The sequence below is a fragment of the Halorubrum sp. Eb13 genome (genome assembly GCF_002252895.1).
Lineage (GTDB): Archaea > Halobacteriota > Halobacteria > Halobacteriales > Haloferacaceae > Halorubrum.
Genome location: NZ_NHPE01000085.1, coordinates 26737 through 50495 on the forward strand (window position 1 = coordinate 26737; position 23759 = coordinate 50495).

Here is a 23759-nt window from a genome sequence, read left to right on the forward strand (position 1 = left end):
GGCACCTCACTCGTTCGGCACCGCCGAGAGCGCCGCCTCGACCACCCGGACCGCGGTCGCGCCGTCGCGCCGTCCCACGACGACGGCGAGCGCGCCCCCGGCGACCCCCGCGGCCGCGACGTCGACGTCGACGGCGTCGAGGCGGCGGACGGCGGTCGCGAGCGCTCGGGCGTCGACGTCCCCGGTCGCGAGGATGGCCGTGTCGCGCCCCTCGGGGACGACCGCCGCACCGCCGACACTGAGGAGGGGATCGGTGCCGGCGTCGGCGTCTCGCTCCCCCTCGACCACTCCGACCCCGCTCCGCATCGACACGCTCGCCGAGCGCTCGGCGGTCGCGTACGCCGGGAGGTCCTCCCGGAATCGGCGGAGCGCGGTCGCGATCGCGTCGGTGTCGGCGTCGCCGTCGCCGCCGAGGTCGGCCTCGTCGGCGAGCCACGCGGCGGCGGCGCTGTGGTTCAACACGCCGGCGCGGAGCGCGTCGAGGACGAACGGGCGGGCCCGGGCCGCTTCGCGGGTGTCGGCTGCCAGCGACATGGTCGGGAGTGCGGCGCGGGCCGGCATGGCGATTTCGGTCGGGCTCGGGGAGCGCCCCTCGGCTGAACGCGGCGCCGTCGCGTTCCCGTTGCGCCGCACGTGCCGAAGTCCCTAAGAGCGGCGCGCCCTCAGCGTGTGTATGCAGTCGCTCGTCATCGTCGCACACGGCTCGCACCTCAATCCGGAGTCGAGCGCGCCGACGTACGACCACGCGGACACCATCCGCGCCACCGGCGCGTTCGACGAGGTGAAGACCGGCTTCTGGAAGGAGGAACCGCACTTCCGGGAGGTGCTCCGCACCGTCGAAGGCGACGAGATCTACGTCGTCCCGCTGTTCGTCTCGGAGGGGTACTTCACCGAGCAGGTGATCCCGCGCGAGCTCCGGCTCGACGGCTGGGACGTCGCCGAGTGGGACTCGGACGGCCTCTCGGCCGATCAGGCCACGCTCGTCGCCGAGGACATCGACCGGGAGGTCCACTACTGCGGCCCGGTGGGGACGCACCGCGCGATGACCGACGTGATCGTCCGGCGCGCGGAGTCGGTCACCGGCGATCCCGACGTGGGCGACGACTTCGGGCTCGCCGTCGTCGGCCACGGCACCGAGCGCAACGAGAACTCGGCGAAGGCGATCGAGTACCACGCCGACCGGATCGCCGAGCGCGACCGCTTCGACGAGGTGCGCGCGCTGTACATGGACGAGGACCCCGAGGTCGACGACCTCCCCGAGTTCTTCGAGAGCGACGACGTCGTCCTCGTCCCGCTGTTCATCGCCGACGGCTACCACACCCAGGAGGACATCCCGGAGGATGTCGGGCTCTGCGAGGACTACACGGAGGGGTACGACGTGCCGACCGAGGTGGACGGCACCCGGATCTGGTACGCCGGCGCCGTCGGCACCGAGCCCCTGATGGCCGACGTCGTCTTGGAGCGCGCGGCCGACGCGGGCGCCGACCTCGGTGCCGCGCTCGACGACGTGCGCGAGACCACCCGCGTCGCCACGGGGGACTGACGATGTCCGAACCCGCCGAGGAGTCGGCGGACTCCGGGGCCGCTCCCGAGCCCCCCGACATCGACCTCCCGAGCGACGCCTTCGACGCGGTGCTCGACGCGCTCAGCGACCACACCCCGGGCGACCCGCTCCGGTTCGAGGGGTTCAGCGTCGCGCCCGACCTGCGCGGCGACATCGACGAGGACCGGTACGTCCTCGCCGACGGCGACCGCCGCACCGGGCTGACGGAGGGCGAACTCCACGAGGCGCTCGCCGAGCGCGCCCCGGCGGTCACGGACTGGTACGCCTTCGAGCGCGTCGTCGGCGAGTTCGGCCCCCGTCGGGCGTTCCTGCGCTGGCTGGAGGACGCCGACGGCGCGACGGTGGCGACCCGGTACGCCGCGCTCGCGGAGGGGATCGAGCGCGCGTGGGGGGAGCTGCGGATTACGGCCACTCTCACCGACCGCGGCGAGCGCCGGTACGACGTGCGCCACGCCGACGACGCCGGCGTCTCGGTCGACGAGCTCGACGCCCACGAGGACCCGCTCGACGCCCGCGACCTCGTCAGGTACGACGAGAAGGGGCGCTACCGTCCCCTCAAGACCGCGCCGTCGCTCGCGGGCGGGTGGGTCTTCCCCGAGCTCGGTCCGCGGGACGCCTACGAGGCGGTCGAGACGATCTACCCCGCGACGGTCGCCAACTGGCACCGCGAGCGCGAGGGCGAGCTCGACGTGAACCACTGGCGCGAGACGATGGCGCGGCAGTCCGGCATCTACGGCGTCGTGAAGACGTGGGACCGCGGCGAGGGGTACGAGCACGTCAACTGGGTCGCGGAGGCGTGCTGCGACGACTCGCAGTGCCTGAAGCGCCGGGAGTGGGAGTACGACGACGAGACCGACCTCGACGTCGACGGCGGCGACGGTGCCTTCCCCTGCCGCGAGCCCTGCTCGGTCGTCGTCTCGGCCGCGCGTAAGTGGACGCGGCTGGAGAGCGAGCAGCCCCGGACCTACGAGTTCGAGCTGACGCCGAGCGAGAAGGAGCAGGTGGAGGAGATCATCGACGCTGTCGCCGACGGCCGGATCGACGAGATCCGGGAGGCCGATACGAAGGAGGGCGCGAACCGCTACCGGACGCGCTTCCTCCGCGCCAAGCTGTTCGACGGGGACGGGAACCTCGCCGGCGTGCCGACCGAGCCGGACGAGAACGACGAGGAGTAGAACGCCCGGTCGCCGCGCGCGCAGTCGCGCGTGCGGGCGGTCTTAGGCTGTATCACGAAACCTTTAGACGGGAGAGCGGCGTATCCCGGTGCAATGAGTCGCGGCCCCGAGCTGATAATTACGGAGAAGGACAACGCGGCGCGCCGCATCGCCGACATCCTGAGCGGCGAGTCCGCGACGACGGAGCGGAAGAACGACGTCAACGTGTACAAGTGGGGCGGCAAGCGCTGTATCGGCCTCTCGGGCCACGTCGTCGGGGTCGACTTCCCGGCCGAGTACAACGACTGGCGCGACGTCGAGCCGGTCGAGCTCATCGACGCGCCGGTCACCAAGGAGCCGACCCAAGAGGGGATCGTCGCCGCGCTCCGTACGCTGGCGCGGAACGCCTCTCGTGTCGTCATCGCGACCGACTACGACCGAGAGGGCGAGCTGATAGGAAAGGAGGCGTACGAGCTGGTGCGCGAGGTCAACGAGGACGCCCCTATCGATCGGGTCCGATTCTCCTCGATCACCGACAACGAGGTCACCGAGGCGTTCGCGAACCCCGACGAGCTCGACTTCGACCTCGCCGCCGCCGGCGAGGCCCGCCAGGTGATCGACCTCACGTGGGGCGCGGCGCTCACCCGCTTCCTCTCGCTGTCCGCCCGCCAGCTCGGCGACGACTTCATCTCGGTCGGCCGGGTGCAGGGGCCGACCCTCAAGCTCATCGTCGACCGCGAGCGCGAGATCCAGGCGTTCGATCCCGAGTCGTACTGGGAGCTGTACGGGAAGCTCACGAAGTCGGGCGGCGACCCCTTCGAGGCGCGCTACTTCTACCTGAACGACGAGGGCAACGAGGCCCAGCGCGTCTGGGACGGCGACGTCGCGGAGGTGCTCACCGAGGCCCTGGCGGCGGCCGACGAGGCCGTCGTCGACGACGTGCGCCGCCGGACTCGGACCGACGAGCCGCCAACCCCGTTCAACACCACGGCGTTCATTCGGGCGGCGGGCTCGCTCGGCCACTCCGCCCAGCGCGCCATGTCGCTCGCGGAGGACCTGTACACCGCCGGCTACGTCACCTACCCGCGGACGGACAACACGGTGTACCCCGAGGACCTGGAGCCCCGCGAGCTGATCGAGGAGCTCTCGGCCGCCTCGACGTTCGGGAAAGACGCGAAGTCCCTCCTCGACCAGGAGGAGATCGAGCCCACCGAGGGAGACGAGGAGACGACCGACCACCCGCCGATCCACCCGACCGGCGAGCTCCCGTCGGCGTCGGACCTCTCGGAGGACGAGTGGGAGGTGTACGAGCTTATCGTCCGCCGCTTCCTCGCGACCTGCGCCGAGCCCGCGACGTGGGAGCGGCTCCGCGTCGTCGCGCTCGCGAACGGCGAGGCGACCGCGGTCGCCGAGGGCGCTGACGGGCGGGCCGCCCTCCGGAACCCGGCGGACGCCGACGGTCCCGCCGACCTCGCCGCCGACGGCGGGCTCCGGCTCAAGGCGAACGGGAAGCGCCTGCTGGAAGCGGGGTACCACGAGGTCTACCCGTACCGCTCCAGCGACGAGCGAATCGTCCCCGACGTCGAGGTCGGCGAGAGGCTCGCGCTCGACGGCCGCCGCACGGACGCGAAGGAGACCCAGCCGCCCCGCCGGTACGGCCAGTCGCGGCTCATCGAGGAGATGGAGAAGCGCGGCGTCGGCACGAAGGCGACCCGCCACCGCACCCTCGAGAAGCTGTACGACCGCAACTACATCGAGAGCGACCCGCCGCGGCCGACCCGGCTCGCGGAGGCGGTCGTCGAGGCGGCCGAGGAGTTCGCGGAGCACATCGTCAGCGAGGAGATGACCGCCCAACTGGAGCGGGACATGCAGGCGATCGCGGCCGGCGAGAAGGGGTACGACGAGGTGACCGAGGCGTCCCGCGAGCTGCTCGACCGCGTGTTCGACGACCTCACCGAGTCCCGCGACGCGGTCGGCGACCACCTGCAGAAGTCGCTGAAGGCGGACAAGACGCTCGGCCCCTGTCCCGAGTGCGGCGCGGACCTCCTCGTCCGGAAGTCCCGACAGGGCTCGTACTTCGTGGGCTGTGACGGCTACCCCGACTGCGAGCACACCCTCCCGCTCCCCTCCACCGGGAAGCCGCTCATCCTCGACGAGACCTGCGAGGCGCACGACCTCCGGCACGTGAAGATGCTCGCGGGCCGGAAGACGTTCGTCCACGGTTGCCCGCAGTGTAAGGCCGACGAGGCCGACGATCAAGAGGACGAGGTGATCGGTGCGTGTCCGGAGTGCGGTGAGACGAACGGGGGAGAGTTGGCCATCAAACGCCTCCGCTCCGGCTCCCGGCTCGTCGGCTGCACGCGCTACCCCGACTGCGACTACTCGCTGCCGCTCCCCCGCCGCGGCGAGATCGAGGTCACCGACGAGCGCTGCGAGGAACACGACCTCCCGCACCTCCGGGTCCACTCCGGCGACGAGCCGTGGGAGCTCGGCTGTCCGATCTGTAACTACCGCGAGTTCACCGCCCGCCAGGAGGGCTCGGAGCTCCAGACGGTCGAGGGGATCGGCGAGAAGACGGCCGAGAAGCTGCAGAACGTCGGCGTCGACGGCGTCGACGATCTCAAATCCGCCGACCCGGACGATCTCGCCGCCGACGTCGACGGCGTCGGCGCCGACACCGTTCGGGACTGGCAGGCGAAGGCGGACTGACGCTCCCGGCGTCTCCGACTTTCCGACCCACAGACACATAAGCGCGGGACGCGTCAGTCGCGCTACGTATGGGTCGCGACAGCGACGCTGACGGGGACGCGGACGGCGGCCTCTCGGCCGGCGAGAGAGACCGCGCCGCCGATGAGGGGTCGCTGAGCGCGCCCGGCGGCGAGGCGGTCCCGCGCGTCCTCCGCTCGTTCGTCGACGCGATCCCGACGCCGGCGCTCGCGTGCGATCCGGGGAGCCTCGCGATCCGCGCGGCGAACCCGCCGGCGGCCGATCTGCTCGACCGCGACCGCGGCACGCTGACGCTGATGGGGCTCGACGACCTCGGCGAAGCGGCGGCGACCGTCGCCGGCGACCCGATCGGCGCGGCCGTCCGCGCCTCGCCCGACGGCGACGGCGTCACCCGCTTCGAGTGGACCGTCGCGAGCGCGCCGATGCGGCGCCTCGAACTGGCCGTCCGCGCCGCCACGGTCGCCGACCGCGAGTGGTTGATCGTCGGTCTGACCGACGTCACCGACCGGGTCACCGCCGAGGAACGCCTCCGGTCGCAGCTCCGAGTCACCGACGCGGTCGCCGCGACGGTTCCGGTCGCCCTGTTCCAGTGCACCGAGCGCGGCACCCTCTCGCGGTGGAACGACCGGCTCGCCGCGGACGCCGGCTACGAGGACGAGCGGCTCTCCGGGACCGCGTTGACGTCGCTGTTCGACGACGAGAGCCACGACGCCGTCGCCGCTGCGCTCCAGTCCGTCTACCGCGAGGCCGAGAACGCCGAGTGCGAGGCGACGCTCGTCACCCGTTCGGGCGAGCGCGTCCCGTACCGGCTCTCGCTCGGCCCGGTCACCGACGGCGACGAGGTCGTCGGCGCGGTCGGGGTCGGCGAGGACGTCACCGAGGCGTCCCTCCGAGAGGAGCGGCTCGCCGTGTTGACTCGGGTGCTCCGCCACAACTTCCGGAACGACCTCAACGTCGTCACGGGGTTCACGCAGCGGGCGATCGGCGAGGTCGAGGACCCGACGCTCGCCGCGGAGCTCGAGCGCGTCGTCGACACCGCGGAGCGGCTGCTGCGCGTCGGCGAGACCTCGCGGCGGGTCGAGCGGCTGCTCGCCGACCGGCCCACTCCCCGGCCGACGGACCTCGCGGACGAGGTCGAGGAGGCGCTGGTGACGGTTCCGTCGGAGCTCCGCGACCGCGCCGACATCGAGGTGGACGTCCCGGAGGGGATCACGGTGTCGGCGGTCGGCTACCTCGCCGAGGCGATCGCGGAGCTCGTCGACAACGCGATCCGACACGGCGACGCGGACCGCCCCTCGGTGACCGTTACTGCCGCCGAGCTCCCCAGCGAGTCGTGGACGTCGCTGGTCGTCGCCGACGACGGTCCGGGGATCCCGCCCGTCGAGCGCGCGGTGCTCACCGGCGAGGAGACGCCGCTGGAGCACGCCAGCGGGCTCGGACTCTGGTACGTGAACTGGATCGTTAGCGCCGGCGGCGGGGGCTTCGACATCGGCGAGAGCAAGGCCGGCGGCACGCGGATCGAGATGGAGCTCCGCACGGTCGACGGGGAGTGAGTCGGACGCGCCCGAGCCGTCGCTCCGGTCACTCGACGAGCCGGACCTCGTCGCCGACGGCGACGTCGACGGCGGCGCCCGCGGGGAGCTCGGCGACCGTGTCGGCCCGCCCCCGGCCCAGTCCGACGAACGGGGCGAGCCGCTTCCGCTTTCGCACCTCGCCGTCGACGAGCCACAGCGCGTCGATCGCGAACGGGACGAACAGCATGTGGAGCCACTGCGCGTCGGCCTCCTCGAAGGGGAAGACGAGCGCGTAGCCGTCGGGGACGGCGCGCCTGAACATCAGTCCGCGGCCCTGTTCGAGCGTCGACCGGGCGACGTCGACGTCGTCGGCGAGGACGGTCGACTTCCGGTCGTCGGCGTCGGGCCCCGCGTCGGCGTCGGGCCCCGCGTCGGCGTCGGGCCCCGCGCTGCGGTGGACGAGTCGCACGCTCCGGACGTGGCGACCGTCGGATAAATAGCCTCGCGATCGCGACCGCGAACCGCCGGCGCGACCGTCGATCGCCGCCGCTGACGGTCAGGAACTGCTCCGCCGGATCAGCTCGCGCTTCCGTACGTCTCCTCGAGGTACTCGACGATGTCGTCGCTCTCGGACATGCCCTCGATCCCGTTCGCCTCGTCGACGAGGACGGGCACGCCGGTCTGCCCGCTCAGCTCCTCGACCTCCGTGCGCTCGGAGTGCGAGCGCGGCACCATCACCGACTCGTACTCCACGTCCAGCTCGGCGAGCTTCGTCTTCACCTTCGCGCAGTAGGGACATCCCTCCAGTTCGTAGAGCGTCAGATTTGCCATCACCATCGGTAGGGCGTAGACGCGTAAAGAAGTACGGTGGGCGGTGCGCGCCGCGCGCACGGGCGGCGGTCGGGCTACAGGACGACGCCGCGCGTCTGCAGGACGTAGTAGACGACGAGCAGCGCCGCGATGACGTACTGGCCGAGCGCGACCTCGTCGTACTCGCCGACGGCGACCTTGATAAGCGGGTAGGCGACGATACCGGCTGCCAGCCCGTCGGCGATCGAGTAGGCGAACGGCATCACGGTGACCGTGAGCCCCGCGGAGACGGCCCACGCCGGGTCCGACCAGTCCACCTCGACGAGCCCCTGCAGCATCATCACGCCGACGACGATGAGCGCGATGAAGGAGGCGTACTCCGGGATGGCCGCGACGACGGGGATCACCGCGAGCGAGGCGACGAACAGCAGCGCGATTACCAGCGCCGTCAGGCCGGTGCGACCGCCCTCCTCGACGCCGGTCGACGACTCGATGTACGTCGTCACCGTGGAGGTGCCGAGCACCGCGCCGGCGGTCGTCCCCACCGCGTCGGCCATCAGCGGCTTGTCCATGTCGGGGAGGTCGCCGTCTTCGTCGAGGAAGTCGCCGAACTGCGAGACGCCGATGAGCGTCCCGGCGGTGTCGAAGAAGTCGACGAAGAAGAACGTGAACACGACGAGACCGAACGTGAGCGGGTCGACCCCGGAGAGCCCGTCGACGAACGCCCCCGCGAGCGGCGAGATGTCGTACTGTGCGCTCGGGAGCGTCTCCGGCGTGATCGTGCCGCGGTCGAAGAACCCGGCGAGCGTGAGCCCCCAGCCGACGACGGAGGTCGTCAGGATGCCGATCACGATCGAGCCCGTGACGCCGCGCGCCCAGAGGCCGAAGGTGAACACGAGCCCGAGGATCCCCAAGATCGCCCACGGGTTGCCGAAGATGCCGCCGAGCGTGACGAGCGTCGCGTCGTCGGGGACGACGATCTGGAGCTCCTGGAAGCCGATGAACAGGAGGAAGAGGCCGATACCGGCGCCGACCGAGCGCTTCACCGGCTCGGGGAACAGCCGGATGACGTACTCGCGCGCGCCGACCGCGGTGAGCAGCATGAAGAGGATCCCTTCGACGAACACCGCGGCGAGGGCCGTCTGCCACGGGATCCCCAAGCCGAGCACGACGGTGAACGCGAAGAAGGCGTTGAGTCCCAACCCCGGCGCGAGCCCGAACGGACGGTTGGCGTACAGCGCCATCACCAGCGTCGCGAGCGCGGACGAGAGGATCGTCGCGATGGCGATCATCTGGACCACCTCGAAGAACTCGTAGCCGGGGATCTGGATCGCCTCGGCGAGGATGAACGGGTTCACGACGATGATGTACGACATCGCGAGGAAGGTGGTGAGCCCCGCGACCAGCTCCGTACGGACGTCGGAGTCGTGCGCCTCCACGTCGAACCGCGCAGCCAGCGTATCTGTAAGCCCCATTGAACGGATGTGTCTACTTTCGTATCGGATGATAAGCCTTGCTGAACGAGCGCGGAGAATACACATACACGTGTATTAATACGCCGCTTTAGGCGTCAATAATCTAAAGAAAATGCGCGAACGTGTTTACTCCCCTTCTCTGAGCGCGACCGCCGACCCGCGCGAGCGACTCCCCGCGGGTCGCGAACGCGCCGACCGGCGCGTCACCCGACGGCCGCCGGCGGGTTACTCGAACGTCGTCAGCGCGCCGACCGGCGCGTCCGTGATCGCTCGCGCGCGCTCCATCCCCTCGTCGCCGACGGCGATGAGGGTGAAGACGCCGGTGACGTCGGCGTCGGCCTGGAGGGCGATGTCGAGGAGGAGCTCCTGGGTCTCTCCCGACCGGATCAGGTCGTCGACGACGAGCACGGTGTCGCCGGCGTCGACCGCGCTCGCGGGGAGGTAGTATGTGAGCTCGATGCCGGAGGCGAGCCGCTGGCGCGACTCGATGAACTCCTCGACGGCGGTCTCCTTCGACTTCTTGGCGTACGCGAGGCGGGCGTCGAAGAAGGAGGCCATCGCCGCGCCGAGGGTGATCCCGTCGGTGGCGGCGGTGAGGACGACGTCCGGCGACTCGAACGCGAACGTCTCCGCGGCGACGGGCGCGACCAGGTCGAGGAACGACTGGTCGAAGACGACGCCGGAGTTGTCGACGTACCCCTCGTCGTCGAACTCGACGCGGGCGATCAGCTCGTCGGCGAGCGCGTCGCGGCCCACCGCCTCGACGACCTCGCTCGCTCGGTCGGCGCCGGGCAACACGTGGCCGTTCACGTACCGGTTCAGGTCGCCGGAGGGGAGCCCGGTCACCTCGGAGAGCTCCTCGTACGTTCGCGTCTCCTTCAACATCCGCAACACGGCGACCGCCTGCAGCTGGAGGGCCGCCTTCTCTGCTCGGTTCATGCAGATGATCGTGATCGCACAAGTATGAATACGTCGAAGTGTTCTCCGGAGGAGATACACATGTGTGTGCGTGACATGGGGTCGGCTCACGGATCCGTCGCCGGGAAGTCTCGGCTCACGGATCCGCCGTCGCATCGAGAGAGTCTCGGCTCAGGCGTCGGCCGTCGCGTCGAAGAAGACGGCCGGATCGCTCACGTCGATCTCGACCACGTCCCGGTCGTCGAGGGGGCGGAGCCGGACCGTGAGCGCGCCGGCCGCGTCGGCGCCCGCCCTGAGCGACTCCAGCTCGTCGGCGCCGAGGTACGTCGGCACGCAGACGGCGACCTCGGCGTCGCCGTCCTCCGCGACGACGAGGCGGTACTCGACGCCCCCGGCCGCGGCGGCGTACACCCGAACCGAGTCGACGTCGGCGTCGCCCACGACCGCGCTCGTCTCCTCGAACTCCGAGCCGGGGAGCAGCACGTCGATCCGCGCCGCGTCCGCGACCGGGTTCACGTCGCCGGGGTGGGCGGCGACCGCCGTCCAGCCCCGGTCGCGGTACTCCGTCGCCGTCGCGTCGCTGTCGGCGACCACGTCTCCCCAGCGCTCGCCCGGATCCGTCCGTCGCATGTCCTCGTGGACCCGCCGGGATCGTAAATAGTTGTCCAGTCGCCGTGACAGAAACCGCGCGACGTGACGGCTGACGGGTGCGTTCGCGTCGTTAGGTTCATAACGTTGCCTCGTATGTGGTATGCTATGCGTTCTGACAACGACGATCGGATCAACAGGCGGACGATGCTCACGTACGCCGGCACCGCGGCCGCGGTCGGCCTCGCCGGCTGCTCCGGGAACGGCGGCGACGGCTCGGACGGTTCGGACGGGTCCGACGGCGACGATGGCACGGACGGCTCGGACGGTTCGGACGGGTCCGACGGCGACGACGGCGGCGACGAGGCCTTCGAACTCGGCGTCACCATGGGCCAGATGGACTCCGGGCTCGACCCGCAGGACCACGCGGAGACGAACACGGAGATCATCGTCGGGCAGGTGTACGAGGGCCTGCTCGACCGCGACAAGGAGGGCGGGATCATCGAAGGACTCGCCACCGACTGGGAGCGCACCGAGGACGGCAGCGTCCGGTTCGTGCTCCGCGACACCTCCTTCCACAACGGCGACCCGGTCACCTCCGAGGACGTCAGGTTCAGCATCCGGCGGATCGTCGACGACGACGTCGGTATCGCCAGCCCGCAGAAGAACGACCTCGGTTCGGTCAGCGAGGTCGTCGCCGGCGACGGCGAGGTGACCGTGAGCTTCGAGGGCTTCAACCCGATCGCCTTCCAGCTGTTCGCGACGAACGGCGAGATCGTGCAGCAGTCGTGGATCGAGGAGAACGACGGCAACTTCATCAACCGGAACACGAACGGCACCGGCCCGTTCGTCGTCACGGAGTACGACTCCGGCAACGAGGTCGCCTACGAGCCGAACGACGACTACTGGGGCGGCGACGTCCCGGTCGACGCGCTCACGATGAGCGCCTCCAGCGAGTCGAGCACGCGCGTGAACCGCCTCCTCGCGGAGGAGACGGACATCGTGACGAACGTGCCGCCGCAGGAGGTCTCGCGCGTCGAGAGCTCCGACGTCGCCGGGATCAACTCCGTGCCGAGCGCCCGGATCATCTTCCTGCAGATGCGCTACGACGTCGAGCCGTTCTCCAGCCAGCAGTTCCGGCAGGCGATGAACCACGCGGTCGACGTCGAGAGCATCATCGAGAACGTCCTCAACGGCTTCGGGAACATCACCGGCCAGCCCACCCTCGAGGGCCACGTCGGTCACAACCCCGACATCGAGCCGTACCCGTACGACCCCGAGGAGGCGGAGCGGCTGGTCGACGAGTCCGGCCACGCCGGCGTCGAGATCACGCTGCAGACGCCCATCGGGCGCTACCTCGGCGACGTCGAGATCGCCCAGGCCGCGGCGAACCAGATCGACTCGCTGTCGAACGTCTCCTGTAGCCTCGAACAGCGCGAGTTCTCCTCGCTCGTCCAGGACATCACGACGGGGAACATCGAGGACAAGCCGCACTTCAACCTTCTCGGCTGGGGGAACGGCGAGTTCGACGGGAGCCAGACCATCACGCCGCTCATGACCACGGAGGGCGCGCTCACGATCCTCGAAAACGAGGAGCTCGACCAGCTCATGGTCGACGCGGAGAGCACCGAGGACCCCGACGAGCGCGTCGAGATCCTCCAGGAGGCGAACCAGCTCGCCCACGACCTCGCCCCGTGGGTGTTCCTCCACCAGCAGTTCAGCGTCTACGGCGTCTCCAGCGACATCTCGTGGGAGCCGCGGGCCGACGAGTTCATCGACCCCGACACGGCCACCCAACAGTAACGCCAGACGACCGCCCCGAACTCATCAATGTCATTTGGGAGATTCGTACTCAAAAGAAGCCTCCAGGGACTCGGCGTCGTCTGGGGGGTCGTCACCGTCGTGTTCGCGCTCCGCTTCGTCACCCCCGGGAGCGCGATCAACGCCGTCGCACCGCTCGACGCGAGCCAGGAGACGCGACAGGCGATCGCCGCCGAGCTCGGCTTAGACCAGCCGCTCTACGTCCAGTACGGACAGTACATCTTCGACCTCCTCCGCGGCGACATGGGGTTCTCGTACATCCGCGGGCAGGAGGTCGTCGGGCTCGTGTTCGCGCGGCTGCCGGCGACGGTCGAGCTCGCGCTCGCCGCGAGCGTCGTCGCCATCGCCCTGTCGATCCCGCTCGGCGTGCTCAGCGCGACCCGGCGCAACCAGCCGGTCGACTACGGCGCGACGCTGTTCTCGCTCGGCGGGATCAGCACGCCGAACTTCTGGCTGGGAATCATGCTCATCTTGGTCTTCGCGGTGGAGTTCGACGTGTTCAACACCAGCGGTCGCGGCGTCGACGTCGGCGACGTGGCGGTGTCGATCGTCGGATCGGACCCGTTCGTCGGGACGCTGCTCGCGTGGCTCGCGTACATCACTCTCCCCGCGATCGCCTTAGGGACGTACTTCATGGCGCTGATCACGCGGCTCACCCGCTCCGGAATGTTAGACGAGCTCGGTAAGGGGTACGTGCAGGCCGCGCGGGCGAAGGGACTCCCGAACACGCTGGTCCGCTACAAACACGCGCTCCGGAACACGCTCATCCCGGTGATCACGGTGCTCGGCCTCCAGCTCGGCACGCTGATCGGCGGCGCGGTCATCACCGAGGCGGTGTTCTCGTGGCCGGGGCTCGGCACCCTCGTCATCGACAGCATCAACCGCCGCGACTGGCCGGTGTTACAGGGGAGTCTCATCGTCATCGGCACCAGCTTCGTCCTCGTGAACGTCCTCGTCGACGCCGTCTACGCGTATCTCGACCCCCAAGTGGTGAACGACTGATGGTTTCCGCACGTGTCATCCGAAATCTCAAGAAGGAGTTCAGGAACAGCGCGCTCGCGAAGATCGGCCTGCTGCTCGTGGTCGGTATCCTGTTTACCGCCGCGTTCGCGCCCTTCATCGCGCCGCACGACCCGACCGAACAGCAGCTCGACCAGAGCGAGCTCCCGCCGCTCGGCTTCAGCGAGACCACCGAGCGGACGACCTCGCAGATGGTCGAGGGGGAGATCCAGACCGTGACCGAGACCGTCGAGATCACCCCCGACGCGGCGCACCCGCTCGGCACCGACAGCCTCGGGCGAGACATGCTCTCGCGGATCATCTACGGCGCCCGGACGTCGCTGGTCGTCGGCGTGCTCGGGACGCTTCTGGCGGCGTTCGTCGGCGTCCCGGTGGGGCTGTTCGCGGGCTATCACCGCGGGAACGTCGACGACGTCCTGATGCGGATCGCCGACGTCAGCCTCGCGTTCCCGTCGCTCGTGTTGGCCGTCGCGCTCATCGGGCTGTGGGGGCGGGCGGCGGTCAACATCCCCGACCCGTTCGTCGTCGCCGGCCTCGCGCCGGAGATGCCGGAGAGCTTCGTGCTCCCGATAACCGTGGTTATCGTCGTTGGGCTCGTCAACTGGGTGTGGTTCGCCCGCGTCGCCCGCGGGGAGGCGCTCTCCCTGCGGAGTCAGGAGTACGTCAAGGCGTCCCGGGCGCTCGGAGCCGACGACACCTCGATCATCTGGAACCACGTCCTCCCGAACGCGATCACGCCGATCATCGTCCTCGCGACGGTGCAGGTGGCGGCGATCATCCTCCTGGAGAGCTCCCTGTCGTTCCTCGGCTTCTCGGGGACGACGCTCTCGTGGGGCTTCGACATCGCGCAGGGGCGCGACTATATCTCGTCGGGCCAGTGGTGGATCGCGTCGCTGCCCGGGCTCGCGATCATGTTCTCCGTGATCGGCATCAACCTCCTCGGCGACTGGCTCCGCGACTCGCTCGACCCGGGCATCGAGGGCGAAGGGGGTGCCGCATGAGCCAGGGCGTGCGGCCAGACCCCGCGCTGCGGAGCGACGACGTGCTCTCGGTGTCGGACCTCTCGACCCGCTTCTTCACCGAGGAGGGGCAGATCAACGCGGTCGAGTCGGTTTCGTTCGATCTCCGCGACAACGAGATCCTCGGGATCGTCGGCGAGTCGGGCTCCGGGAAGTCGGTGACCGCGCTGTCGCTCATCGACCTCGTCGAGTCGCCCGGTCGGATCACCGATGGAGAGGTGTGGTACCGGAACCCCGACCTCGCGGAGGAGTTCCGGGCGAGCGACGCGGTCGGCGTCGACGGCGACCACGTCGACCTCCGGACCGTCCCGCCGCGCGTCCGGCGGTCGCTCCGCGGCCCGTCGTTCAGCACCATCTTCCAGGACCCGATGAGCAGCTTCAACCCCTCGATCACCGTCGGCGAGCAGATCGCCGAGGCGGTGGAGGTACAGCGGCGCGCGAAGGCGAACCCGCGATCGACCCGCTCGCGGACCCAGGGGTACGGGCTCGGCCAGTACCTCCTCGACGGTATCGTCCCCGGCCGCGGCTACACCAGCGACGAGAGCGTCGACCGGGCGATCGAGCTGCTCGAACAGGTCGGGATCCCCGACCCGGCGGAACGCGTCGACGAGTACCCCGGCGAGTTCTCCGGCGGGATGCTCCAGCGCGCGATGATCGCGCAGGCGCTGGCCGGCGAGCCCGACGTGCTCATCGCCGACGAGCCGACGACCGCGCTCGATGTCACGATCCAGGCGCAGATCCTCAACCTCCTGCGGGAGGTCCAGGCGGACCGCGGGATGAGCATCGTGCTCATCACGCACGACCTCGGCGTCATCGCGGAGATGTGCGACCGGGTCTGCGTGATGTACGCTGGCGAGGTGGTGGAGCGCGGGACGCTCGACGCGGTGTTCGACGACTCGGTCCACCCGTACACCGAGGGGCTGCTCGGATCGATCCCGGACCTTGAGGACCCGCGCCCGCGGCTCCAACCGATCGAGGGGAACGTCCCCGGACTGGTCGATTCCGAGATGGACGACCGGTGTTACTTCGCCGACCGCTGTCCGAAGGCGATGGAGTCCTGTCTGGAGAAGCCCGCGGAGCGCGTGGTCGACGCCGAGGCCGAACACGGGGCGAAGTGCGTCCTCGCGGACCGCCCGTACGACCCGAGCGAGGCGCTTCCGGAGGACCACTTCGGGGGTGACGCGGAATGAGCGACGCCGAGGGGCCCGCCGACGCCGCCGACCCCCTCCTCTCCGTCGAGGGGCTCCGGAAGTACTACGCGGACGAGCAGTCGCTCCTCGACCGGCTGCTCGGCGCCGACGAGGAGAGCGTGAAGGCCGTCGACGGCGTCTCCTTCGAGGTCGCCGAGGGCGAGACGCTCGGGCTCGTCGGCGAGTCCGGCTGCGGCAAGTCGACGACGGGCGAGACCGTGCTTCGCCTGCGCGAGGCCACCGACGGCCGGATCTCGTTCGACGGGGCGGACCTGCTGGAGATGACCGACGCGGAGCTGACGGCGTTCCGCAGGCGCGCGCAGATCGTCTTCCAGGACCCGTTCTCCAGCCTCGACCCGCGCATGACCGCTGGCGACATCGTCACCGAGGGGCTCCGGATCCACGGGATCGCCGATCAGGGGGAGCGGCGCGAGACCGCCCGCGACCTGCTCGAACGCGTCGGCCTGTCGGCCGACCAGATCGACCGCTACCCGCACGAGTTCTCGGGCGGCCAGCGCCAGCGGATCGGGATCGCACGGGCGCTCGCGGTCGACCCGGAGTTCATCGTGCTCGACGAGCCCGTCTCGGCGCTCGACGTCTCGGTGCAGGCGCAGATCCTCAACCTCCTCGACGACCTCCAGGACGACTTCGGTCTCACCTACCTCTTCATCGCGCACAACCTCAGCGTGGTCCGGCACATCTGCGACCGCGTCGCCGTGATGTACCTCGGCGAGATCGTCGAGACCGGGCCGGTCGACGAGATCTTCGCGGACCCGGCGCACCCGTACACGGAGGCGCTGCTGTCCAGCGTCCCCCGGGTGACGACCGACGAGCGGGACGGCGACTTCGAGACGCTCCACGGCGACGTGCCGTCGCCGCGGAACCCGCCCGCGGGCTGTCATTTCCACACCCGCTGTCCAGAGGCGCGGGCGGCCTGCCGCGAGTCGTCGCCGCCGGCGTACGACGTCGGCGCTCGGCGCTCGGCGACGTGCTTCCGCGCCGACGAGGACCACTCCTACTGGGAGAGCGAGCCGATCGAGGAGAACGCCCGGACCGCGGGCGACGACGACTGAGCGGACCCGACCCGGCCGCGGGGCTCGGCGGTCGCGTCGCGACACAGGGAGGCTCGCCGGGGACCGCCCACGTCGAACGAAGTTCGATTCAGACCGAAACCCGACTTCGGAGCGCAGTCGCTCGTTCGACGAACGACCGCTCAGGCGAGCCTGACGGCCGTCCCGTACGCGATCACTTCCGAGGCGCCCTGCGTCACCTCCGACGTCTCCATCCGGACGTTCACGACGGCGTCGGCGCCCATCTCGATCGCGTCCGCCTCCATCCGCTCGATCGCTTGATCCCGGGCGTCCGCGAGCAGCGTCGAGTAGGCCTTGAGCTCACCGCCGGCGAGGTTCCGGATCCCCTGCGTGATGTCTCGGCCCACGTTCCGCGCTCGCACGGTGTTGCCGCGGGCGATACCCAGCACCTCCGCGATCTCGCGGCCGGCGACGGTTTCGGTGGTGACGGTCGCGACGAGCGACTGCTCCGGGTCGGACGAGACTACTGTCGAAGACATAATCGCCCCGTATACGTCGTCTGAGGAAATAAACCGACGGTGACGCGTGCGGCCTCGTCGCGTGGTCGCCGTCTACCGCTCCCGCACGACGACGAACTCCGCGAGGTCGCGGAGGTACTCGATCGCCTCCGTCTCGGGCGGGTCGGCGTCGTCGAGCGCGGCCAGGGCGAGCTCCGACTGCTCGCGGGCCCGCTCGTCGATCTCCTCGGGGGACAGCGAGGTGACCTGCACCACCGAGGGCCGGTCCATCTCCGCGTCCTGTCCCGTCGGCTTGCCGAGCTCGTCGGCGTCGGCGGTCGCGTCGAGCACGTCGTCGCGCATCTGGAACGCGATGCCGACGCGCTCGGCGTACTCGCCGAACGAGTCGATCGCGTGGGGGTCGGCGCCGCCGGCGACCGCGCCGAGCTCGGCGGCGGCCCGGAACAGCGCGCCGGTCTTCCGACGGGCGAGCTCCATGTACTCCGCCTCCGTCGTCGGGCGGTCGGCGAGCTCGGTCGCCTCGCCCTCGCCGAGCTCGACCATCGCCTCGGCGACGGTCCGCATCGCGCGCGGCTCCGCGGAGAACAGCCCGAACGCCTCGCCCAGCAGGCCGTCGCTGGCGACGATCGCCGGGCCGTATCCGAACTCCGCCCACGCGGAGGGGGTGCCGCGTCGGACCTCCGAGCGGTCGATGATGTCGTCGATCACGAGCGACGCGTTGTGGACGAACTCGATTCCGGCCGCGAAGTCGACGGCGTCCTCGGGGTCCCCGTCGAACGCCTCGCAGGCGAGGATCGTCACCGCCGGGCGGACCCGCTTGCCGCCGGCGAGGACGACGTGGCCGACCTCGTCGGACAGCTCGTCGGGCTCGACCTCGTCGATGACGGCCTCCAGCCGGTCCTCGACCAGCGCGACCCGGCGCTCCAGGTACTCCATCTATTGTCCGGACGGGCCGGCCGCGCAAAGGCCTAACGGAACGGCGGCCGCGGGCGACTACGTGAATCGAACGCCGAGGTCGTGGAGCCCGTCGTTGTTGCTCGCGACGTTGATAAGCAACGGGGTGAGCCCCTCGATCTCGGGCGCGTTGGCGATCCCGCCGGCGTCGAGCGCGCGGAGTCCCTCGATTCCCTCCGCGACGTCCGCGACCGTTCGCTTCGCGTCCTCGTCGTCGCCGATCACGAGCGTGTCGATCCCGAGGTCGGCGTCGAGGTTCGCGAGCCGGGCGGCCGCGAGGTTGTGGAACGCGCCGACGACGGCGACGCCCTCCGGCGCGGCGTCCGCCGCGATCCGCGCCACCGAGCCCGCGCCGGGCTTGTGGTAGTGGAACCCCTCGTCGTCGCGTTTCATCCCCGTCGCCGGCGAGACGAGGACGTCGCCGTCGTCCAACTCGTCCGCGACGGCCTCGACCGTGTCGCCGATGTGGTACGGCGGCACGGCGAGGACGACGATCGCGGCCGCGGCGGCGGCCGCCGCGTTCTCGGCGCCCTCGACCGCCGCGTCGAGGCCGCGGCTCTCCAGTTCGGTGGTGTACTCCTCGGCCTTGGTCTCCGCCTTCTCCGCCTCCCGCGAGCCGATCGAGACGCGGTGAGGGGTGTCGGCCGCCAGCCGGAGCGCGAGCCCCTCGCCGATGTCGCCGGTACCGCCGAGTATCGCGATCTTCATACGGTCTGTGGGGCCGCTCGCGTCTTATGGGTTCCGTGACCGGCCGTCCTCGCCACCGTTCGGATCGGGGACCGCCGTTCGGATCGGGAGCTTCTTTTCCGGCCGCGCAGAGGCGACGCTCATGGACGAGCAGGACCGCGTCGCCGCGTTCGTCGCCGAGCACGGGCTGGAGACCGACCTCGCGTACCGCGTCCTCGACTTGGAGAGCGAGGTCGGCGAGGTCGCGAAGGAGGTCGCGACCTCGACCGACTACGGGAGCGACCCGGACGCCGCCGCGATCGCGAGCGACGAGCTCGGCGACGCGCTGTTCGCGCTGCTGGCGCTCGCCGAGACCGCCGACGTCGACGCCGGCGACGCGCTCGCCGAGTCGCTGGCGAAGTACGAGCGACGGCTCGACGCGTCCGCCGACGCGGGGTCCGGTCGGTAGGGGCGGACTCGGGCGTCGGTTCAAGTGGGCCGGCCCCCTACCACCGTCATGGCCGACACTCCGTCGCTCGCGCTCCGCTACGTCGCCTGCGACGCCTGCGAGACGGTGTTCGCGCTGCCCGACGACCCCGAAGAGCCGGACGCCTGCGGGCGGTGCGGCGCCTCACCGCTCCGCGAGCTTCGGGGCGTCCGGGGGCCGGACGCCTACTTCGCGCCTTGATCCCGGCTCACATCGGGTCGCGTCAGCGGCTCACAGCAGGTCGTCTACGTCTGCTTCGCCGTCCGCGATCGCCCGCAGTTCCTCGTCGGAGAGCCGCTCGATCACGAAGTCGGGCATTCCCTCGGGGAGCCCCGCCGGGGCCGACCGCCCGCCGTCGGTCCCCATCGCGACCGCCCCGTCGCCCCCGTCGTCGTCGGCGCTCCCGACTCCCCCGACGTCGTCGCCCGTACCCAACCGGCGCACGGCGCGTTCCACCTCCTCGACCGTCTCGGCCTGACGCTCGCTCTCGGCCGCCAGCTCCCGCATCTCGTCGGAGACGCGGTTCGACTGCCGGACCACCTCGTCGACCGTGGCGGCGATTTCCTCGGCGGCGGCGGCCTGCTCGTCGGTCACGTCCGAGACCTCGTCGATGCCGTCCGCCGTCTCCGTCACCGCCTCGGCGATGGCGGCGAGGCTCTCCGTCGCGTCGCCGACTCGCTCGCTCCCGTCGTCGACCCGCTCGGTCGTCTCCGAGAGGCTCCCGACGGTGTCCTCGGTGTCGGTCCGGATCCCGTCGACCATCGATTCGATGTCGCTCGCGTGTCGCTGCGACTCCTCCGCGAGCGACTTGATCTCGTCGGCGACGACACCGAAGCCGGCGCCGGCGTCGCCCGCGCGGGCCGCCTCGATCGAGGCGTTCAACGCGAGCAGGTTGGTCTGGTCGGCGATCCCGTTGATCGCGTCGACGAACTCGTCGATCTCCTCGACGCGGTCTTGGAGCGATTCGACGTCGTCGGCCACCTCGTCGACGGCGGCGCCGATGTCGTCCATGGCCGCCGCGGCGTCGTCGGCCGCCGCGCGCCCGTCGTCCGCCAGCGACTCCGCTCGGCCGCTCGCCCGTTCGACCTCGTCGGCGGTCGATGCCACCTCCTCGACCGTCGCCGAGAGGTTCGACACCTCCGAGGAGATCTCCGCCACCCGCTGCGACTGCTCTTCGGAGGCGTCGTTGACCGCGGCGGCGCTGTCGGCGGCGTCCGACGCCGACTCCCGGAGGTCGCCCAGCGGCTCCCGGACCTCGTCTTCCACCTCGGCCATCAGGCGCTTGTTCCGCTCGATCTCCTTCGAGAGCCTCTCGTTGTACGAGTGGATGTACGTGTCCGTGACGACCTGCATGTCGAGGTTGACGATCCGGAGGACGGAGAGGAGGTCCTCGATCGCGTCGTCGACTTCCGCTTCTATCGCCGCCTCGGTCTCGGCGTCGACGGCCCCGCCGTCAGCGTCGTCCGGCGCGCTCTGCGTCACCCCGTCCGCCCCGCCCGACAGCCGGTCCGTGAGCGAGTCGACGAGCCGGTCGCCGATGAGCGGGAGAATGAGGTCGTAGTACACGCCGTACTGGCCGAGGTAGTGTTTCATCGGCATCTCCAGCACGTCGTGGATCTTCCCGATCCGCGCCCGGTCCTCGAAGTACTCCTCACCGTAGTCGCCGCCCGCGAGCGTCACGAGGTACGCCGACTGCGTCCGCTTGAGCTGGTCGATCCCCTTATCCGAGCGGCCGATGACGTCGACGGTCTGCTCGTGACCGGTGAGATTCTCGTAGAAGTCTTCCGCGATCCGATCGGCGTTCTCCGCGAACGCCTCCTCGTACCGGCTCAGCCGGCGTTTGTCGTCCTCGTCGAAGCCGACGAACTCCTTGCGCCACCGGATCTCCTCGGCGTCGAGCCCGATGTCGTCCACCAGCGCCGCGGCGTCCACACCGGCGCTCAGTTCGCCCCGTCCGAAGTCTCCGCTCCCGTACTCGCCGGACTTACTCATACCGTCGCCCGCACGTCGGTGGAATATAACGTTGTGCGTCCGTTTTTCAGGACTGATACGTTTCGAGGGCAACGACCGGACCGCGGAGAGAGGAAGGCGATAATAAACAATCTCGCCCCGGATTCTCGCGGTCTGAGACCGCCTCGGTTCGCCCCGGCAGACGTCGACGTGGCCCCGGACGCGGCGACTCAGCTATCGACGGTCTCCGAGTGCGGCGGCGGCAGGAGAACGTCGGTCCCCGGGTGCTCGCTCCGCCACTCGCCCCAAGTGGTCACCGTCGACGGAACGATCGGCAGCCGGTCGCCCGCCTCGGGACCGCAGATGGCCTCCCCGAGGATCTGGCTCCAGTAGCTCAGCGTCGCCTCGTCGTACATCACGAGGTTGCCACCTCGGGCTAGGTCGGTCTCCCCGCCCGTCCGTCCGGCACCGAACGTCCGGTTGTCCCGTTCGCTCGCGGCCTGCCGGATGGACTCGGGCTGCCAGAGCAGGCCGGAAACCAGGAACGTGGTCGGCTCGCCGTCGAGTCGCCGGTCGGCGACGAGGCCGCTGCGGCAGATCGGACAGTACGTGACGATCACCGGTCGACGCTCACCGCTATCGGTCCGCCCGAACGCGTCGTTGACGATCTCGTGAATGTAGAGGACCGCCAACGGGTACGCCCGCGTTCCGTCGGGGCCCTCCAGCCCGATGACCGTCTGTTCGGCGCTGAGCGTCGTCGCATCGTCGAAGCGATACTCGGGGGCCGGGGTTATCTCGTCCCAGTCGGGACCGAAGGCCGGGTCGGTGATGGCGGCGATACCGGGATCGGCTCTGATCTCCTCCTCGCAGATCGTAGACGGAATGCCGTATTCGGCCATCGCACTCGCGTTTCGGTCGGGGCCATCGTCGGTCGGCGTCTCGGACTGTTCGCTATCGACGGCACCGCCGCACCCGGCGAAGCCACTCATCCCCAGCCCGAGCGCCGAGAGGAGCGAACGGCGGTCCATGGCGGCCTCAGGAACCGCGTGCGCAAAACTCATACGCCGACGTGTTCCGCCGCCGCACCACCGCCGCGCTCAGCCGAGACCGAGCAGCGACAGCCCGCCGTACCGGAAAAAGAAGAGGTAGAGCTGGGCCAGTCCGGCGAGTGCCAGCAACGCCCCGGTGAGCCGTTCGAACCGGTTGCCACTGTCGGCGAGCCGCGTGACGAGCCGGTCGTAGCCGAGCGCGGTCGCTCCCGTGACGGCGACCATCAGGAGGACCATTCCGGTCGCGTAGGCGGCGAAGACGGTGATCGCGCCCACGGGACCGGCACTGAACGCGACGCCGGCGAGGCCGACGAACACGGGCGCGGTACACCCCGCGGCCGCCGCCGCGTAGACGACGCCGAACAGCAGGAAGCCGCTCTTGGACCGACGACGGGCCGGCAGTCGGATATGCACCGCGGAGACGCCGTACCGGCCGGTCGAGACGGCGCCTCCGAGGGCGACCAGTCCGGCGCCCACCACCAGCTCTAGGGCGGCGAGGTTCGACAGCGGTTCCGTCCCGATAACGGCCACGAGGAGGGCCAATGCGGCGTAGACGACGAGCATGCCGCTGCTGGTGAGGGCGGCCACGAGCCCCGCCCGTCGGAGCTGAACCCCCGCCGGTGCGTCGCCCGCCGCGTCGCCGAGGTAGAACGCGATGTAGCCGGGCAACAGCGGGTAGGCACACGGGGCGAAAAACGTCGCCACACCGGCCGAAAACGCGAACCCCAGACGAAGCGGCGCCAACTGACTCATGCGCCGGCGTCGTCAAGGGCGTCGGCGATGGTGTCAGCGGCTGCCAACCCGCTGTGGCGCCAGACCTCCGCGTTCTCGGTATCGAGCGCGATCAACGTCGGGATCCGTGTCACGTCGTATCGCTCGGACACGCGCAGGTCCGGATCCGTCGCGACCGGCCAGGTCCCCTCGTTGTCGCGCCAGAACCGCTCTACGGCCGCCTCGTCCGCCTCGTTCGTTATCGAGAGCATGTGGACCGCGGGATACTCCCGCTCGATGCGACGGAGTTCGGTCATCTGCGGCTCGCAGGGCGCACACCACGTCGCCCAGAAGTCGAGCAATACCACGTCGTCGACCGGGGCGACCCGAACCGAGCCGCCCGGCGAACCCGCGACGGCCAAGGTGTCGAGCGCTGAGGTCTCGTCCGCGGACGTACCGATGCATCCGGCTATCCCCGTCGCGGCAGCAGCGAGTCCCCCGGCGAGGAATCTGCGACGGGACGGCATACCGACCAGCACGATATCGCGCTAATTAGTTTTTCGCCGGTCGTGGCGGTCGCGTAAAGTTAGAGG

General features: G+C 70.2%; 24 protein-coding genes. 11 read left to right on the top strand and 13 right to left on the bottom strand.

Features of this window, described 5'->3' with window-relative positions; genetic code table 11:
• Positions 1-6: 6 nt before the first annotated feature.
• Positions 7-534 carry a hypothetical protein gene (locus DJ75_RS09630; RefSeq protein ID WP_094524275.1) on the bottom strand — a complete coding sequence of 176 codons (528 nt, stop codon included), beginning with the start codon at positions 532-534 and terminating at the stop codon, positions 7-9.
• A 139-nt stretch (positions 535-673) separates the two neighbouring features.
• Between DJ75_RS09630 and DJ75_RS09635 the strand changes: the two genes are divergently transcribed.
• From DJ75_RS09635 to DJ75_RS09650, 4 genes are all read left to right on the top strand, one after another.
• The gene (locus tag DJ75_RS09635) at positions 674-1543 is read left to right on the top strand and encodes a CbiX/SirB N-terminal domain-containing protein (RefSeq protein WP_094524276.1); all 870 of its coding nucleotides are present in this window, start codon (positions 674-676) and stop codon (positions 1541-1543) included.
• Between the two features lie 2 nt (positions 1544-1545).
• Positions 1546-2739: a DR2241 family protein gene (locus tag DJ75_RS09640; RefSeq protein ID WP_094524277.1), complete on the top strand. Its 1194-nt coding sequence runs from the start codon at positions 1546-1548 to the stop codon at positions 2737-2739.
• 93 nt (positions 2740-2832) lie between these two features.
• On the top strand, positions 2833-5427 hold the full coding sequence (locus DJ75_RS09645) for a DNA topoisomerase (protein WP_094524278.1): 2595 nt from the start codon (positions 2833-2835) through the stop codon (positions 5425-5427).
• A gap of 68 nt (positions 5428-5495) precedes the next feature.
• On the top strand, positions 5496-6998 hold the full coding sequence (locus DJ75_RS09650) for an ATP-binding protein (protein ID WP_094524279.1): 1503 nt from the start codon (positions 5496-5498) through the stop codon (positions 6996-6998).
• 28 nt (positions 6999-7026) lie between these two features.
• On the opposite strand, the gene DJ75_RS09655 is transcribed toward DJ75_RS09650, so the two are convergent.
• The 5 genes from DJ75_RS09655 to DJ75_RS09675 all read right to left on the bottom strand — a co-directional run bounded on the left by DJ75_RS09655 (position 7027) and on the right by DJ75_RS09675 (position 10792).
• Positions 7027-7428 (bottom strand): DUF192 domain-containing protein, encoded by a 402-nt coding sequence (locus DJ75_RS09655; protein WP_094524280.1) that lies wholly within the window; start codon positions 7426-7428, stop codon positions 7027-7029.
• Between the two features lie 107 nt (positions 7429-7535).
• Entirely contained in the window at positions 7536-7790 is a 255-nt protein-coding gene (locus DJ75_RS09660) for a glutathione S-transferase N-terminal domain-containing protein (RefSeq protein ID WP_094524281.1), read from the bottom strand.
• 74 nt (positions 7791-7864) lie between these two features.
• A complete protein-coding gene (locus DJ75_RS09665) occupies positions 7865-9244 on the bottom strand; it encodes an NCS2 family permease (protein ID WP_094524282.1) in 1380 nt (459 codons plus the stop codon).
• 225 nt (positions 9245-9469) lie between these two features.
• On the bottom strand, positions 9470-10183 hold the full coding sequence (locus tag DJ75_RS09670) for a phosphoribosyltransferase family protein (RefSeq protein WP_094524283.1): 714 nt from the start codon (positions 10181-10183) through the stop codon (positions 9470-9472).
• A gap of 150 nt (positions 10184-10333) precedes the next feature.
• Positions 10334-10792: a hypothetical protein gene (locus tag DJ75_RS09675; protein ID WP_094524284.1), complete on the bottom strand. Its 459-nt coding sequence runs from the start codon at positions 10790-10792 to the stop codon at positions 10334-10336.
• Between the two features lie 126 nt (positions 10793-10918).
• Between DJ75_RS09675 and DJ75_RS09680 the strand changes: the two genes are divergently transcribed.
• From DJ75_RS09680 to DJ75_RS09700, 5 genes are read left to right on the top strand one after another with little or no spacing between them, the layout of a single operon-like run.
• Positions 10919-12553 carry an ABC transporter substrate-binding protein gene (locus DJ75_RS09680; protein WP_094524285.1) on the top strand — a complete coding sequence of 545 codons (1635 nt, stop codon included), beginning with the start codon at positions 10919-10921 and terminating at the stop codon, positions 12551-12553.
• 27 nt (positions 12554-12580) lie between these two features.
• Positions 12581-13573, top strand: a complete 993-nt coding sequence (locus DJ75_RS09685; protein WP_094524286.1) for an ABC transporter permease — start codon at positions 12581-12583, stop codon at positions 13571-13573.
• Complete coding sequence (locus DJ75_RS09690; RefSeq protein ID WP_094524287.1) at positions 13573-14592, top strand: ABC transporter permease; 1020 nt, start codon at positions 13573-13575, stop codon at positions 14590-14592. The genes DJ75_RS09685 and DJ75_RS09690 overlap by 1 nt, the downstream gene beginning before the upstream one ends.
• Positions 14589-15800 (top strand): ABC transporter ATP-binding protein, encoded by a 1212-nt coding sequence (locus DJ75_RS09695; RefSeq protein ID WP_094524288.1) that lies wholly within the window; start codon positions 14589-14591, stop codon positions 15798-15800. The genes DJ75_RS09690 and DJ75_RS09695 overlap by 4 nt, the downstream gene beginning before the upstream one ends.
• Positions 15797-16873, top strand: a complete 1077-nt coding sequence (locus tag DJ75_RS09700) for an ABC transporter ATP-binding protein (RefSeq protein ID WP_094524289.1) — start codon at positions 15797-15799, stop codon at positions 16871-16873. Before DJ75_RS09695 ends, DJ75_RS09700 begins: the two co-directional genes overlap by 4 nt.
• Positions 16874-17013: 140 nt before the next feature.
• Here the strand turns inward: DJ75_RS09700 and DJ75_RS09705 are convergent, their stop codons facing one another.
• The 3 genes from DJ75_RS09705 to npdG all read right to left on the bottom strand — a co-directional run bounded on the left by DJ75_RS09705 (position 17014) and on the right by npdG (position 19011).
• Positions 17014-17370 carry a YbjQ family protein gene (locus tag DJ75_RS09705; protein WP_094524290.1) on the bottom strand — a complete coding sequence of 119 codons (357 nt, stop codon included), beginning with the start codon at positions 17368-17370 and terminating at the stop codon, positions 17014-17016.
• A 72-nt stretch (positions 17371-17442) separates the two neighbouring features.
• Complete coding sequence (locus tag DJ75_RS09710) at positions 17443-18285, bottom strand: polyprenyl synthetase family protein (protein ID WP_094524291.1); 843 nt, start codon at positions 18283-18285, stop codon at positions 17443-17445.
• A 57-nt stretch (positions 18286-18342) separates the two neighbouring features.
• On the bottom strand, positions 18343-19011 hold the full coding sequence (gene npdG / locus DJ75_RS09715; RefSeq protein WP_094524292.1) for an NADPH-dependent F420 reductase: 669 nt from the start codon (positions 19009-19011) through the stop codon (positions 18343-18345).
• 121 nt (positions 19012-19132) lie between these two features.
• On the opposite strand from npdG, the gene DJ75_RS09720 reads away from it, so the two are divergent.
• On the top strand, positions 19133-19438 hold the full coding sequence (locus DJ75_RS09720; protein ID WP_094524293.1) for a MazG nucleotide pyrophosphohydrolase domain-containing protein: 306 nt from the start codon (positions 19133-19135) through the stop codon (positions 19436-19438).
• A gap of 48 nt (positions 19439-19486) precedes the next feature.
• Positions 19487-19657, top strand: coding sequence for a hypothetical protein (locus DJ75_RS18635; RefSeq protein WP_158217282.1), 171 nt, complete (start codon positions 19487-19489; stop codon positions 19655-19657).
• Positions 19658-19687: 30 nt separating this feature from the next.
• Here DJ75_RS18635 and DJ75_RS09725 read toward each other — a convergent pair whose 3' ends face one another.
• The 4 genes from DJ75_RS09725 to DJ75_RS09740 all read right to left on the bottom strand — a co-directional run bounded on the left by DJ75_RS09725 (position 19688) and on the right by DJ75_RS09740 (position 23693).
• Complete coding sequence (locus tag DJ75_RS09725; RefSeq protein WP_254921934.1) at positions 19688-21448, bottom strand: globin-coupled sensor protein; 1761 nt, start codon at positions 21446-21448, stop codon at positions 19688-19690.
• Positions 21449-21636: 188 nt separating this feature from the next.
• The gene (locus DJ75_RS09730) at positions 21637-22434 is read right to left on the bottom strand and encodes a DUF3179 domain-containing (seleno)protein (protein WP_094524294.1); all 798 of its coding nucleotides are present in this window, start codon (positions 22432-22434) and stop codon (positions 21637-21639) included.
• 69 nt (positions 22435-22503) lie between these two features.
• Positions 22504-23208, bottom strand: coding sequence for a cytochrome c biogenesis CcdA family protein (locus tag DJ75_RS09735; protein WP_094524295.1), 705 nt, complete (start codon positions 23206-23208; stop codon positions 22504-22506).
• Complete coding sequence (locus DJ75_RS09740) at positions 23205-23693, bottom strand: TlpA disulfide reductase family protein (RefSeq protein ID WP_094524296.1); 489 nt, start codon at positions 23691-23693, stop codon at positions 23205-23207. The genes DJ75_RS09735 and DJ75_RS09740 overlap by 4 nt, the downstream gene beginning before the upstream one ends.
• Positions 23694-23759 lie beyond the last annotated feature (66 nt).